Source organism: Allobrachymonas denitrificans DSM 15123 (genome assembly GCF_900110225.1).
GTDB lineage: Bacteria > Pseudomonadota > Gammaproteobacteria > Burkholderiales > Burkholderiaceae_C > Brachymonas > Brachymonas denitrificans.
This window is the reverse complement of record NZ_FOCW01000002.1, coordinates 196,083-209,807: the sequence shown is the minus strand read 5'-3', so window position 1 is coordinate 209,807 and position 13,725 is coordinate 196,083. Positions and strand designations below refer to the sequence as shown.

Here is a 13,725-nt window from a genome sequence, read left to right as displayed (position 1 = left end):
GGTCAGCGTGAGGCCGGAACCCCTCCCGTCGCCGCGTGGTTGCGGGCGCGGTTGGCGGGCGTAAACTGCGCCCCCTGGTCCGACAGGCCTGGCGTTTCCACCTCCCTGCTCTCTATCAGCACCTCATTGGGCGAGTGCATGATGAAGTACCAAGTGATCAGGCTGGCGATGATGACGGCCACCGGGCCACCCACCACCATCCACACCACCGGGTATTTCCACCACGGACGACCCTCTTCGGGATGATCCTGCTGGCCCGGAAGGCCAGCTTTCGACTGGTTGGTCTGCATACGTTCCTGCGTCATTATTTCGGCACCAGGAAAGCAGCTTTTTCGGTCACCTGGGCATTGCTGCCGGTTTCACGGATATCCAGATAGATCGGGTGCGAACCGGGCTCGATGGTGCCGAAAGGCACACGCACCGACACCACGTGCTGCTCGACCTGGGCCGGGCCGATGGTCATCTCGCCACCTTCGGCGACGACGGCACCCGGCAGGCCGTTCACGCGGATCTCGTAGTTCTGCTCGCTCTCGGTGGTGTTCATCACACGCACCAGATACACGTTCTCGATCTTGCCGCCATCCACGATGCGCGACATCACGCCACGGTCGCGGATGATGTCCACGCGCATGGGGCTGCGCATGCTCAGGCTGGTGACCAGTGCCGCAGCGATCAGCACCAGAATGCCGGTGTAGACCAGGATACGGGGACGCTTGATCCGGTTCCAGATCTCGTTCTTGCCCCAGTTGTTCTTCATCGCGTTTTCGGTGGAGTACTTGATCAGGCCACGCGGGTAGCCGACCTTGTCCATCACCTCGTCGCAGGCGTCCACGCAGGCACCGCAACCGATGCACTCGTACTGCAGGCCCTTGCGGATGTCGATGCCGGTCGGACAGACCTGCACGCACATCGTGCAATCGATACAGTCGCCCAGCGCGATGCTGCTGCGGTCGGCCTTCTTGGAACGCGGACCGCGCGGTTCGCCACGGTTTTCGTCATAGGTCACGATCAGCGTGTCGGGGTCGAACATGGCGCTCTGGAAGCGCGCATAGGGGCACATGTACTTGCAGACCTGCTCGCGCATGAAGCCGGCGTTGCCGTAGGTGGCAAAGCCGTAGAAGAAGATCCAGAAGGTTTCCCAGTTGCCCAGGTTCCAGTGCACGAAGTTGCCGATCAGCTCGCGGATGGGCGAGAAGTAGCCGACGAAGGTCAGACCCGTCCACAGCGCAATCGCCAGCCAGATCAGGTGCTTGCCGCCGCGCTTGAGAATCTTCTCGCCAGTCCAGCCACTCTTGTCCAGACGCATGCGGGCGCTGCGATCACCCTCGATCTTGGCCTCGAACCAGAGGAAGATCTCGGTGTAGACCGTTTGCGGGCAGGTGTAGCCGCACCAGAGGCGCCCCGCCACGGCCGTAAACAGGAACAGCGACAGCGCGGAAATGACCAGAATGCCGGTCAGGTAGATGAAGTCCTGCGGGTACAGCACCAGGCCGAAGATGTAGAACTTGCGCACGCCCAGGTCGAACAGCACGGCCTGGCGCTCACCCCAGTTGAGCCAGGGCAGACCGTAGAAGACGATCTGCGTCAGCCAGACGAAGATCCAGCGCCAGTTGGTGAAACGGCCTTTGATGGATCGGGGATGGATGGCCTTGGAGGCCGCAAACAGGGAACCGCCCGTTGCTGCAGAAACCAGTGAATCCTTCTCGATCGGGATCACTTTCTTTTCTGGTGCCGCTTCGGACGGTTGTTTTTTCTCGGGGACTTCGTTGGACATAGTGTGTTCCAGACTGCCTTACTTACATGAACCCGAATATGATAAGGCGGTCGGGCCCCGCCAAACGGAAAAACCGCCATGACCTTGATAAAGGTCATGGCGGTGCATTATCCCGTGCACAGGTTTTCCTGTGCACAGTGTCGGTTACTTGTTGGAAAGGCTCCACACATAGGCCGACACCAGACGGATCTGCTCGGGCTTGAGCTTGGTGTGCCACTCGGGCATCACGTTGGTCTTGCCATTGGTGATCTGGTCAACGATGTTGGCTTCGCTCGGCACACCCATCAGCCAGACCTTGTCGGTCAGGTTGGGGGCACCCAGGGCCACGTTGCCCTTGGCATCAGCGCCGTGGCAGGCAGCACAGGCCATGAACTTGCCCTTGCCGATGGATGCCTGGGCGGCGTCATGCGGCAGGCCGGACAGGCTCATCACGTAGTTGGCCACAGCCTTGGCATCGGCAGGCGTACCGCCAATGGCCTGGATCTGCGGAGGCATGTTGCCGTTGCGACCTTTGGTGACGGATTCCATGATCTGCTCGGGCTTGCCGCCCCACAGCCAGTCGTTGTCGCTCAGGTCGGGGAAGCCATTGCCACCCTTGGCGCTGGAGCCGTGGCACTGCGCGCAGTTGTTCAGGAACAGGCGCTGGCCCATGCCGTTGGCGTCCTTGTCCTTGGCGATGTCCTCGATCGGCATTGCTGCGTACTTGGCAAACAGCGGAGCCACCTGAGCATCACCCTTGGCCATTTCGGCTTCGTACTGGCCGGCAGACGTCCAGCCCAGCGAACCCTTCACGTTGCCGAAACCCGGGTACATGAAGAAGTAGGCAATGGCAAAGAAGATGGTCAGCCAGAACATGCCCACCCACCAGCGCGGCAGGGGGTTGTTGATCTCGCGCAGGTCACCGTCCCACACGTGGCCGGTGGTGCGGTCTTCGGCGGTTGCAGCGCGTGCCTGTGCACCGAACAGCAGCACAGCGACACAGAAGATGATGCCAAACGCGACGATCGCCATCACCCACAGTGACCAGAAGGAACTGATAAAGTCACTCATTTTGTATCCTCAGTATGTTTTTGGGGGTGTGGAGCCTCTTCCGGACCGAACGGCAGCTGGGAAGCCTCGTCGAAGCGGCCCGAGTTGCGGCGGGAATAGGCCCACCATGCGATGCCGATGAAGGCAGCAAAGCTCAATACCGTCGTGAGGCTTCGCAGGTCGTTGATGTCCATGCGGAAAATGCTCCTCGTCCCTTGTTCTGTTTACTGCAGGGCAACGTCGACGCGACGTGCCTGGCCACCCTGGCCTGCGTTGTTGTCCGCAGGTTTCTGCAGGTCGATCCGGTCTTCAGTCACGCCGTTGGCGGTCAGCAGGTCACGCACGGCAAGTGCGCGCTGCTTGGCCAGCTCGGCGTTCTTGGCAGGATCGCCAGTTGCGTCGGTATAACCGCTGATCACGGCCTTCTTGCCGGCTTTGACGCCAGCAATGATGTCGGCCAGCGCATCCTTGCCTCCAGCAGCCACTTCGGACTTGCCGGTTGCGAAGAAGAACTGCACGACGCCGTTCTCGACCTTCACGGCAGCTGCGTCGTCAGCCGGAGCGGCAGCGGCAGCCGGGGCTGCAGCGCTGGCTTCAGCTGCGGGTGCAGCAGCCGGTGCGGGCGCAGCGGCGGGAGCCGGAGCTGCCGCCGGAGCGGGAGCAGCGGCTGCCGTGGGCACGGCGGCGGTCATGGCATGGCCGAGCGACTGCAGGTAGGCAATCACGGCTTCCATTTCGGTCTTGCCTTTCACGGCAGCGCCAGCACCGCTGATGTCGGCGTCGGTGTACGGCACGCCCAGCTTGCGCAGGGTGGCCATGTGGGTACCGATGGTCTTGTCGTCAACCAGGTTCTTTTCCAGCCAGGGGTAGGCAGGCATGTTGGACTCGGGCACCACGTCACGCGGGTTGAACAGGTGCTGGTGGTGCCATTCGTCGGAATAGCGGCCACCCACGCGAGCCAGGTCAGGACCGGTACGCTTGGAGCCCCACTGGAAGGGGTGATCCCACACGGATTCGCCGGCTACGGAGTACTGGCCGTAGCGCAGGGTTTCCGCACGGAACGGACGCACCATCTGCGAGTGGCAGTTGTAGCAGCCTTCGCGCTGGTAGATGTCACGGCCTGCCAGCTGCAGGGCGGTGTAGGGCTTGAGGCCCGGCACCGGCTGCGTGGTGGATTTCTGGAAGAACAGCGGCACGATCTCGACCAGACCGCCGAAGGCGATCACGATCAGGATGAGCACGATCATCCAGAAGTTGCTGGTTTCCACTTTCTCGTGGCTCAGGCCACCGGAAACGGGATGATTAGCGTTAGCCATTTTTATTCTTGCTCCTTAGGCGTGTGCGGGATTGAGCGCCGGGATCTGGGTCGTGACAGAGCGACCCTTGCTGGCAGTCATCAGGGTGTTCCACAGCATGATGCACATGCCGCCCAGGTAGAGCACACCGCCCAGCAGACGAATGGCATAGAACGGGAAGGTGGCCTTGACGCTTTCCACGAAGGTGTAGGTCAGGGTACCGTCGGCGTTGATGGCACGCCACATCAGGCCCTGCATCACACCGGCAATCCACATGGCGGCGATGTACAGCACGATGCCGATGGTGGCCGTCCAGAAGTGGACCTCGATCGCCTTGACGCTATACATTTCCTTCTTGCCGAACAGCTTGGGAATCAGGTAGTACAGCGAACCCATGGTCACCAGACCCACCCAGCCCAGAGCGCCGGAGTGCACGTGGCCCACGGTCCAGTCGGTGTAGTGGCTCAGCGCGTTGACGGTCTTGATGGACATCATCGGGCCTTCGAAGGTGGACATGCCGTAGAACGACAGGGACACGATCAGGAAGCGCAGGATGGGGTCGTCACGCAGCTTGTGCCATGCGCCGGACAGGGTCATGATGCCGTTGATCATGCCGCCCCAGCTGGGAGCCAGCAGGATCAGGGAGAACGTCATGCCCACGGACTGCGTCCAGTCGGGCAGCGCCGTGTAGTGCAGGTGGTGCGGGCCGGCCCACATGTAGGTGAAGATCAGTGCCCAGAAGTGCACGATGGACAGGCGGTAGGAGTACACCGGACGGCCAGCCTGCTTCGGCACGAAGTAGTACATCATGCCCAGGAAGCCTGCAGTCAGGAAGAAGCCCACGGCGTTGTGGCCGTACCACCACTGGACCATGGCATCCTGCACGCCGGCGTAGGCGGAGTAGGACTTCATCAGGCCTGCGGGCAGCGCAGCGCTGTTGACCAGGTGCAGCACGGCAATGGTCAGGATGAACGCGCCGTAGAACCAGTTGGCCACGTAGATGTGACGCACCTTGCGGGTACCGATGGTGCCGAAGAACACGACGGCGTAAGCCACCCAGACCAGCGTGATCAGGATGTCGATGGGCCATTCGAGTTCAGCGTATTCCTTGCTGGTGGTGTAACCCAGCGGCAGGGAAATGGCGGCAGCCACGATGACCAGCTGCCAGCCCCAGAAGGTGAAGGCAGCCAGCTTGTCGCCGAACAGGCGGACCTGGCAGGTACGCTGGACGACGTAGTAGGAGGTGGCAAAGAGACCGGAGCCGCCGAATGCGAAGATCACCGCATTGGTGTGCAGCGGACGCAGGCGGCCATAGGACAGCCACGGAATGCCAAAGTTGAGCTCAGGCCAGGTCAGCTGGGCGGCGACGATCACGCCAACCAGCATGCCGACCACGCCCCAGACGACGGTCATTATGGCGAACTGGCGTACAACCTTGTCGTTGTACGTAGTCGCCTGCATATTGGAGAAATTCATTTTCACCTCTTTCTAAAAAAACCCTGCTAAGCGTAATCTTATCCGTAAAACACAACTTGACACACATCAATCCTGTTTGAAGATCCGTTGGCCCTCGGCCTCGATGTCCTCGAACTGGCCGCTGTGGATCGCCCACCACAGTCCGGCCAGGATGAAGAACACCAGTCCGACCGACAGCGGGATCAGCAAATAGAGAATATCCATAGGCCTTGCCTCCTTTCCCCTTCAGTCCAGCTTGCGCACCAGGCGCAGGGCATTGAGGACCACCAGCAGGGAGCTGGCAGCCATCCCCAGACCGGCCAGCCAGGCCGGAACCAGACCCATCACGGCCAATGGAATGCCGATCAGGTTGTAGAGTGCCGCCCACAGCAGGTTCTCGCGCACCACGCGCATGGTACTGCGGGCCAGGCGGAAACTGTCGGCAACGGCCTGCAGGCTGCTGCCGAGAATCACGAAGTCGGACTGTGCCTGCGCCAGCGGAACAGCCTTGCCGAGCGCGAACGACACATGGGCACCGGCCAGCACCGGGCCATCGTTGATGCCGTCTCCCACCATGGCCACATGGTGACCGCGCTGCTGCTCGGCGCGCAGGAAGGAGAGCTTGTCGGAGGCAGTGCAGCCGCCCTGGGCCTGCTCCAGCCCCAGCTGGTCGGCAATGCGCTGCACGGCGTGCGGGCGGTCGCCCGAGAGCACCTGCAGGCGCAGGCCGGCATCGCGCAGCGTATCGACTGCCGCCTGGGCGTCGGCGCGCAAGTCCTCGCGCAGCACGAAGGTGGCCAGCCAGCCCTGCTCGTCGCTCAGGTTGGCGTGCAGGGTGTCGGGGGGCAGTTCGGCAATGGTCTGCGGGCTCACGCCGCAGAACAGGTCGGAGCCCAGGCGCATGGTCTGGCCGCTGGCCGCCTCCGCGCCGCAAGAGGCCACCTGCCCTTCCATGCCCTTGCCAGGATGTTCGGTCACGTGCGTGGCGATCCATTGTTGCTGCAGCAGCGCTTCGCCTTCCAGGCCGGCTGCCTCGACCAGCGCACGGGACACCGGGTGCAGCGAATGGCGTGCCAGAGCGGCGGCCTGCAGCAGAACCTGCTGCGTATCGGCACCGGCGCGCACCAGCACACGCTCGAGCGCAATGGTGTCGGCGGTCAGGGTGCCGGTCTTGTCGAAGACCACGGTATCGATCTGGGACAGCATTTCCAGCGCCTGCAGACGGCGTACCAGCACGCCGCGGCGCGCCAGACCGCCGGCAGCAGCCAGCATGGCCGCCGGCGTGGCCAGCGACAAGGCGCACGGGCAGGTCACGATCAGCACGGCCACGGCAATCATCACGGCATGGGCCGGATCTTCCTGCCACCACCAGGCTGCCGACAGGCCTGCCGCCAGCAGCACCACGATCAGGAACGGCTTGGCGAAACGGTCTGCGAACTGCGCGAGGCGCGGCTTGTCGACCGAGGCGTTCTCCATCATCTCGACGATCTGGGCATAGCGCGTGTTGGCGCCCAGCTTGTCGATGCGCATCTCGATCGGGGACTGGATGTTGTGGCTGCCGGCAATCACCTGGGCACCGGTTTCGCGCGCCAGCGGACGCGATTCGCCCGTAAGCAGTGCCTCGTCGACCATGGTGCGGCCATCGACCACGGTGCCGTCACCGGGGAAGGACTCGCCCGGCAGCACGCGCACCAGATCGCCCACCTTGAGGCGGCGCAGCGTGACGCGTTCGAAGATGCCCTTCTTGTTGCGGCGTTCCACGCTCTCGGGCAGGCGGTTCATCAGCGCCTCGAGGGCGCCGGCGGTGCGATCGCGCACGCGCCACTCGAGCCAGCGGCCGGTGAGCAGGAAGAACACGAACATGGTGAGCGAGTCGAAATAGACTTCGCGGCCGAACATGCCGTCGGGCTCGAAGGTGCCCAATGTGCTCACGATGAAGGTGATCAGCATGCCCAGCGCCACCGGCAGATCCATGCTGATGCGGCGGTGGCGGATATCGTTCAGGGCATTGCGGAAGAACGGCCGGCAGGAGAACAGCACCACCAGCACGGACAGAATCCAGGAACCCCAGCGCAGCAGGTGACGCGCCTCGGGCGCAATGTTGTCACTGACGTATTCGGGCCATGCATACATCATGACCTGCATCATCACGACGCCAGCCACGCCCCATTGCCAGACGGTCTGGCGCGCCTCCTGGCGGCGGCGCTGGCTGGCAAAGGCATCGTTGGCCGGAACGGCGCGGTAGCCGGTGCCCTGCAGGGCCTGCATCCACTGCGAAGGCTTGACCTGCTCCGGCAGCCAGGTCACGCGGGCGCGGTGGCTGCCGGGGCTGACCTGCACCTCCTTGACGCCGGGCACGGCCTTGAGCGCATCCTCCACCGTCAGCGCGCAGGCCGCGCAGTGCATGCCCTCGATGGCGACGCTGGACTCCCAGGTGTCGGCCTGATTGGCACAGCGGCGGCTGAACGCGCCCCACTCATCGGGGTCGTCCAGCAGCTCGATCTGGGTAGCGTTGGCAGGCAAGGCGACGGTAGACATGATCCTGTGCCACTCCTGCCCTACTGCAATGCCGCCAGGAACAGGAATGGTGTACAACTTTCAAATGCAGCGCCATTGTACGAAGCCGGACCTGCCTCGTGTGCAGATTTACACATTACCCCGGTCGGGCATTCAGGGATGCACTTGACCGACGGGGGAAACAGGGGTGGCAGCGGGCCAACTGCCCCGGCCCTGCCACCGGCAAGCCATCAGAACCGGGCTGGCCGCTTCTCCAGAAAGGCGCCAATGCCTTCGCGGTGTTCCTCGCTGTCGGCATAGTCATAGGCGGTGCTGCACTGGCGCAGCAGCATGTCTTCCTGGGCCTGCAGCCATTCGCGCATCATCTGCTTGTGCAGACGCGCCGCCGACGGTGACAATTGCAATATGCGGGCCACGGACTGCTGGATGTCCTGGCGCAGTTCGGCGTTGCCCTCCACCACGCGCGTGAGATAGCCGTGCGTGACCATGTCGGGCGCCTGGTAGACGGCTGCCTCGAGCAGCATGGAGCGCGCCAGCGTCGGGCCGAGCACGCCGGCCACCAGTGCCGCCTCGCGCGGAGCCATGGGAAAGCCGAGCTTGGCAATGGGGGCACCGTAGCGGCTCTGGCGCGTGGCCACGCGGATGTCGCAGCAGCTTGCAATCTCCACGCCGGCGCCCATGCAGTTGCCCTCGATGGCGGCAATCACCGGGGCATCGCAGGCCAGCACGGCGGAAAGGCCGCCCCAGACCAGTTCTTCATGAAAGTGGCGCAGGCTGCCGGTATCGAAACGGAAATCGCTGTATTCGGCAATGTCGCCGCCGGAGCAGAAGTGTCCTTCGGCACCCTGCACCACCACACAGCGCAGCGGATCCTCGGCATGGGCCTCACGCTGCAACTGTGTAAACACCTGCTGCAACTGCTCCCACATGCCGCGCGACATGGCGTTGAACTTGCCTGTATGGCGCAGGGTGACGGAGGCGTGACGGGCACCGGGGGTTTCGTCGATCAGGCACAAAACTTCGGCCATGGCATTCACTCTTGGTATATCTGGCAATCAACTGTTGTTATTCAGCGGGCAGCGGGCGTCTGGCTGTAATGCTGGTGCGACCAGAACCACAGGGCGGCACCGCCCAGGATCATGGGAATGCACAGCCACTGGCCCATGCTCAGGCCCAGCCCCAGCAGGCCGAGGAAGTCGTCCGGCTCGCGGAAATACTCGGCGATGAAGCGGAACACGCCATAGCCCAGCAGGAACATGCCGGCTACCTGCCCGGGCTTGCGCTCCTTGCGGGCATAGAACCAGAGCAGCACGAACAGCAGCAGGCCCTCCAGCAGGAACTGGTAGATCTGCGAGGGATGGCGCGGCAGCATGGTGCCGCTGTGTGGAAACACCATGGCCCAGGGCAGCGAAGGATCGGCCAGGCGGCCCCAGAGCTCGCCGTTGATGAAGTTGCCGATGCGGCCCGCGGCCAGACCGGTAGGCACACAGGGGGCCACAAAATCCGCCACCTGCAGCCAGGGCTTGCTGCGCGAGCGGGCAAACCAGGTCATGGAGGCAATCACGCCCAGCAATCCGCCATGAAAGCTCATGCCGCCCTGCCAGACCTTGAAGATGTCCAGCGGGTTGGCCAGATAGTACTCCGGCTTGTAGAACAGGCAGTAGCCCAGCCGGCCGCCGATGATCACGCCCATGACACCGAGGAACAGGATGTCTTCCACATCCTTGCGACTCCAGGCACCGGCCCCCTGCACGCTGGCGAAGGGCTCGTGGCGCAGGCGGCGCATGCCCAGCAGCAGAAACAGGCCGAATGCGGCCAGATAAGTCAGCCCGTACCAGTGCACGGCAAGCGGCCCGATCTGCACGGCGACGGGATCAATATGGGGGTACATCAGCATGGAACGTATGGTAGCAGTTACATATGGCAGTTCCGGGGCGACACCCGGGGAAGATGTGAGCAAATGGAAAACCCCGCCGCAGCGGGGTTTCCGTTCGTCGGCCGCACGGGGGCGGCCAGGTGAAGCCGCTTATTCGGCTTTCACGTCCACACGACGGTCCTGGGCGAGGCTACCGCTCTGGCCATCGGTTTCGGTCGGCTTGCGCAGCTCGATCTTGCCTTCCGGCACGCCCTGCTCCACCAGATAGGCCTTGACTGCCTTGGCGCGGTTCTTGGACAGCTCCTCGTTCATGGCCTTGTTGCCACGCGGATCGTTGTAGCCGCTGACCACCAGGGTCTTGCCTTCCTTGCCCAGGGCGACGATGTCAGCAGAAACGGCATCGGCCGCCATCTTGTCGACATCGGTCTTGCCGGTAGCGAAGTAGAACGACAGCACCTCGTTCTCGTACTTCACGGCGCTGGCATCGGCTGCGAGATCGGTCGTGGCCGCTGCAGAAGCAGTGGTGTCAGCCGTCATCGCGGCGCCTGTCTCGGAAGCAGCAGTCGTGGCAGGCATGGCCGGCTCGGAAGCCATCGGCGCCACCACAGCCGGTTCGGAGGCTGGGACGGAGGCGGGCTCGGCCGGCGCCACCACCACGGATTCAGCGCTTGCGGCACTGGCAGGGGCCGTCGTATCGACCGGCTTCTGGCCGCAGAACTTGAGCAGCAACAGCGCAGCCAGGGCAGCCAGCGCCAGCCACAACCACTTCATCCAGCCGCCGCTGGCGGGTGCCGGCGTGACGGCGCGCACAGGCGGCGGCGTGACCGGTGCCGCAGCAGGACGCGCCTCTGCCGCCACGGGCGCAGCAGCAGCCACCGCACCCAGGCCCAGCGCCGTAGCCAGATCAGAACCCAGCACGCGGTCGAGCAGACCGCGCTGGCCGGACAGCAGGCTGACAAACTGGGGCTGCGTCAGCTTGCCGGTTTGCACCTGCGAGCGCAGCACGCCCAGCAGCATGGGGAGCGCCGCAGCCATGAGCGTACCGGTCTTGTCTGCGGACAGGCCGGTGCGGCCGGCGAGGAGATTGGTCAGGCCGGCACTATCGCCAAAGAGCAGGGACAGCCACTGACGGCCCTTGTCCAGCAGCGAGGGCTCGATATCGACCAGGGTACTGTCCACCTGCGGACCGGTGACCAGGTTGAACAGCTGGGTCATGCGGCTGGCATCGCCGGTCTGGCCGGCCAGCTTGCCCAGCAATGCCGGCAGGATCTGGGAAACTGCCTTGGACGCCATGCTGGGCGACTCGCCCAGCTGGCTGCTTGCAAAATTGTTTAGCGCGCCGCCCACCTTTTCCTGCAACAGCGCCAACAGATCAATTGACATGGTGCCTCCCTTGAGGGGTAAGTTTCAGGCCGATCCGCAAGGCGGAATCGGTGCGAGCCCCACCCCACCTGGCAGGGTGGCATCCCCCTGCTTCGGAATGTGGCTCGGGCCAGTTTAACCACGCACCATGACGGTTTTTGCTACAGATTTGTGTAGAAAAGATAAATACTTAACAAATTCGGGGGATTCAGCGCAGGGCCGATGTGGCGTGCATGGCGCGCATGGCACCGTCGCCCACAGCCGCACCGAAACGCTTGGCCAGTTTTTCTGCCACGTTCTCACGCTGCGTGTAATCCACCAGGCGCTCCTGCTTGACTACTTCACGCGCCACATAGTCGGTGCCGCCCAGCTTGTCGGCCAGCCCCATCTGGATGGCCTGCTGGCCGGTCCAGACCAGACCGCTGAACATTTCGGGAGTTTCCTTCAGGCGCGTGCCGCGGCCGGTGCGCACCACCTGGATGAACTGTTGGTGGATCTGGTCGAGCATGGTCTGGGCGTGCACGCGCTGCGTCTCGCTCATCGGGCTGAAGGGGTCCATGAAGCCCTTGTTATTGCCTGCCGCGATCAGGCGGCGCTCCACGCCCAGCTTTTCCATGGTGCCGGTGAAGCCGAAACCGTCCATCAGCACGCCCACGCTGCCGATCAGGCTGGCCTTGTCCACGAAGATCTGGTCGGCCGCCACGGCAATGTAATAGGCGCCGGAGGCACAGCTGTCGCCCACCACGGCATACAGCGGCTTCTTGTAGTGCGCCTTCATGCGCATCAGCTCGTCATTGATGATGCCGGCCTGCACCGGGCTGCCACCGCCCGAGTTGATGGACAGCACCACGGCCCTGGAGCCTGCATCCTCGAAGGCGCGCTTGACGGCGGGGACGATGTTGGCGGCGCTGCTGTCGGCTCCGTCCGCAATGTCGCCGCGGATTTCGATCACGGCCGTGTGCGGGGAGGTCATCTTGGCGGCATCGGGTGCACCGCGCTGGAAGAACATCCAGGCCAGCACGGCAAAGAACAGCAGCCAAGCCATGCGCACAAACGTTTTCCAGCGCCGGTTCGCCTGCTGCTCGCGGATGGAGGCCATGGCCACCTTTTCCAGCATGGCACGCTCCCAGTCCGGCTTGCGCGGGGTTGCAGGGATGAGGTCGTCAGAAATATCGGGCATGATGCGATCTTGGTCGGTCTGGCGCCGCAAGGCGACCAGTCAAAGGGAAAGCCCTGATTGTAGAAGCTGGCGTCAGGGCGCTGCCGGCTTCAGTCGTCTCCGGCAGCGACTTCAGGTGCAACAGTGTGTGCATCAGGCAACCACCAGACCTGTCCATCCTGCTCCAGCAAGGCGATGCGTACCAGACCGCCGTTGCAGGGGCCTCCCATGCATTCGCCGGAGGTCGGATGAAAGATGGCGCCATGGCTGGCGCAGATCAGCCATTCGCCCGAGGCATCGAACACGCGGTTGGGCTGCCAGTCCAGCTCCATGGCCACATGGGTGCAGCGGTTCAGGAAAGCAGCCACCTGTCCTTCATGGCGCACTGCGAAAGCCCGGTTCGGGACGCCCTCGTGCAGCACCTCGAACGGCACGGCAAGCCCGCCATCGCGGAGGGCATCGGAAGCACAGAGGGCAATGGCGCCGGGCGGCAAAGGCATGGCTGCAATCAGGACGGCTGCAAGGGGGAATGGACTTCGGTCCTGAGCCACTGCCCCAGATCGCGCACCGAATGCGCCACGTACAGCGGCGACCATTCCTGCAGGCCGGCCACGCTGTGGGCGCCGTAGCTCACCGCCACGCAGCTGCAGCCGGCGTTGCGCGCGAGTTCCAGATCGTGCGAGGTATCGCCAATCATCAGCGTGTGCTCGGGCTTGACTTCCAGCTCATCCATCAGTTCGTACAGCATGAGCGGATGCGGCTTGCCGGCAGTCTGGTCGGCCGTGCGCGTGGCATCGAACATGTCGCCCAGCGATACCGTAGCCAGCGCCTCGTCCAGCCCCCGGCGGCTCTTGCCGGTGGCGACCGCCAGCCGGTGTCCCCGGCCACGCAGGTCGGCCAGCACCCCTTCGATGCCTTCGAACAGCGTGATCTGCGTGGCATGCTGGAAATAGTGGTGGCGATAGCGATCGCTCAATGCCCGGTACCGGGATGGCGGCACATCCGGGGCGACGCGCGCCAGCGCGTCCTGCAGCCCGAGGCCGATCACGTAGCGGGCCAGTTCGCGCGTCGGACGCTCACCGCCCACATCCACCACGGCCTGCTGCAGTGCAGAGGTGATGCTGGCAGTGGAATCGAACAGGGTGCCGTCCCAGTCAAAGCAAATCAGGTCAAAACGGTGCGCCATGGTGTGAACTTCCGGATACATCGGTTGTCAGGGTTGTGCCCTGACCTCTTGCCGCCATTGTCGCCGATCACC

14 protein-coding genes and 1 pseudogene are annotated in these 13,725 nt (G+C 63.7%); all 15 read right to left on the bottom strand.

What is annotated here, in order from left to right; genetic code table 11:
* Positions 1-2: 2 nt before the first annotated feature.
* The 15 genes and pseudogenes from BMW28_RS07395 to BMW28_RS07330 all read right to left on the bottom strand — a co-directional run bounded on the left by BMW28_RS07395 (position 3) and on the right by BMW28_RS07330 (position 13,653).
* Complete coding sequence (locus BMW28_RS07395; RefSeq protein ID WP_091816020.1) at positions 3-305, bottom strand: hypothetical protein; 303 nt, start codon at positions 303-305, stop codon at positions 3-5.
* Positions 305-1,774: a cytochrome c oxidase accessory protein CcoG gene (gene ccoG / locus BMW28_RS07390; RefSeq protein WP_091816017.1), complete on the bottom strand. Its 1,470-nt coding sequence runs from the start codon at positions 1,772-1,774 to the stop codon at positions 305-307. The genes BMW28_RS07395 and ccoG overlap by 1 nt, the downstream gene beginning before the upstream one ends.
* A 144-nt stretch (positions 1,775-1,918) precedes the next feature.
* Entirely contained in the window at positions 1,919-2,824 is a 906-nt protein-coding gene (gene ccoP / locus BMW28_RS07385; protein ID WP_091816015.1) for a cytochrome-c oxidase, cbb3-type subunit III, read from the bottom strand.
* Positions 2,821-2,997, bottom strand: coding sequence for a cbb3-type cytochrome oxidase subunit 3 (locus tag BMW28_RS07380; RefSeq protein ID WP_091816013.1), 177 nt, complete (start codon positions 2,995-2,997; stop codon positions 2,821-2,823). The genes ccoP and BMW28_RS07380 overlap by 4 nt, the downstream gene beginning before the upstream one ends.
* Before the next feature lie 30 nt (positions 2,998-3,027).
* Positions 3,028-3,495: an OmpA family protein gene (locus BMW28_RS13145; protein ID WP_234970070.1), complete on the bottom strand. Its 468-nt coding sequence runs from the start codon at positions 3,493-3,495 to the stop codon at positions 3,028-3,030.
* Positions 3,493-4,119: pseudogene (gene ccoO, locus BMW28_RS13140) on the bottom strand (cytochrome-c oxidase, cbb3-type subunit II); the annotation flags it as partial. The pseudogene ccoO and the gene BMW28_RS13145, both read right to left, overlap by 3 nt.
* Positions 4,120-4,134: 15 nt before the next feature.
* A complete protein-coding gene (ccoN, locus tag BMW28_RS07370; protein ID WP_091816008.1) occupies positions 4,135-5,574 on the bottom strand; it encodes a cytochrome-c oxidase, cbb3-type subunit I in 1,440 nt (479 codons plus the stop codon).
* A 66-nt stretch (positions 5,575-5,640) separates the two neighbouring features.
* Positions 5,641-5,778: a cbb3-type cytochrome oxidase assembly protein CcoS gene (ccoS, locus tag BMW28_RS07365; RefSeq protein ID WP_091816006.1), complete on the bottom strand. Its 138-nt coding sequence runs from the start codon at positions 5,776-5,778 to the stop codon at positions 5,641-5,643.
* A 21-nt stretch (positions 5,779-5,799) separates the two neighbouring features.
* Positions 5,800-8,091 (bottom strand): heavy metal translocating P-type ATPase, encoded by a 2,292-nt coding sequence (locus tag BMW28_RS07360; protein WP_200785755.1) that lies wholly within the window; start codon positions 8,089-8,091, stop codon positions 5,800-5,802.
* Positions 8,092-8,300: 209 nt separating this feature from the next.
* On the bottom strand, positions 8,301-9,098 hold the full coding sequence (locus tag BMW28_RS07355; protein ID WP_091816004.1) for an enoyl-CoA hydratase/isomerase family protein: 798 nt from the start codon (positions 9,096-9,098) through the stop codon (positions 8,301-8,303).
* Positions 9,099-9,139: 41 nt separating this feature from the next.
* Positions 9,140-9,967: a prolipoprotein diacylglyceryl transferase gene (lgt, locus tag BMW28_RS07350; protein WP_091816001.1), complete on the bottom strand. Its 828-nt coding sequence runs from the start codon at positions 9,965-9,967 to the stop codon at positions 9,140-9,142.
* A 129-nt stretch (positions 9,968-10,096) separates the two neighbouring features.
* Complete coding sequence (locus tag BMW28_RS07345) at positions 10,097-11,329, bottom strand: OmpA family protein (RefSeq protein WP_091815998.1); 1,233 nt, start codon at positions 11,327-11,329, stop codon at positions 10,097-10,099.
* 187 nt (positions 11,330-11,516) lie between these two features.
* Positions 11,517-12,488 carry a S49 family peptidase gene (locus tag BMW28_RS07340; RefSeq protein ID WP_091816214.1) on the bottom strand — a complete coding sequence of 324 codons (972 nt, stop codon included), beginning with the start codon at positions 12,486-12,488 and terminating at the stop codon, positions 11,517-11,519.
* An 89-nt stretch (positions 12,489-12,577) separates the two neighbouring features.
* Positions 12,578-12,967, bottom strand: coding sequence for a Rieske (2Fe-2S) protein (locus BMW28_RS07335; RefSeq protein ID WP_091815996.1), 390 nt, complete (start codon positions 12,965-12,967; stop codon positions 12,578-12,580).
* An 8-nt stretch (positions 12,968-12,975) separates the two neighbouring features.
* Complete coding sequence (locus BMW28_RS07330; protein WP_091816211.1) at positions 12,976-13,653, bottom strand: HAD family hydrolase; 678 nt, start codon at positions 13,651-13,653, stop codon at positions 12,976-12,978.
* Positions 13,654-13,725: the final 72 nt, after the last annotated feature.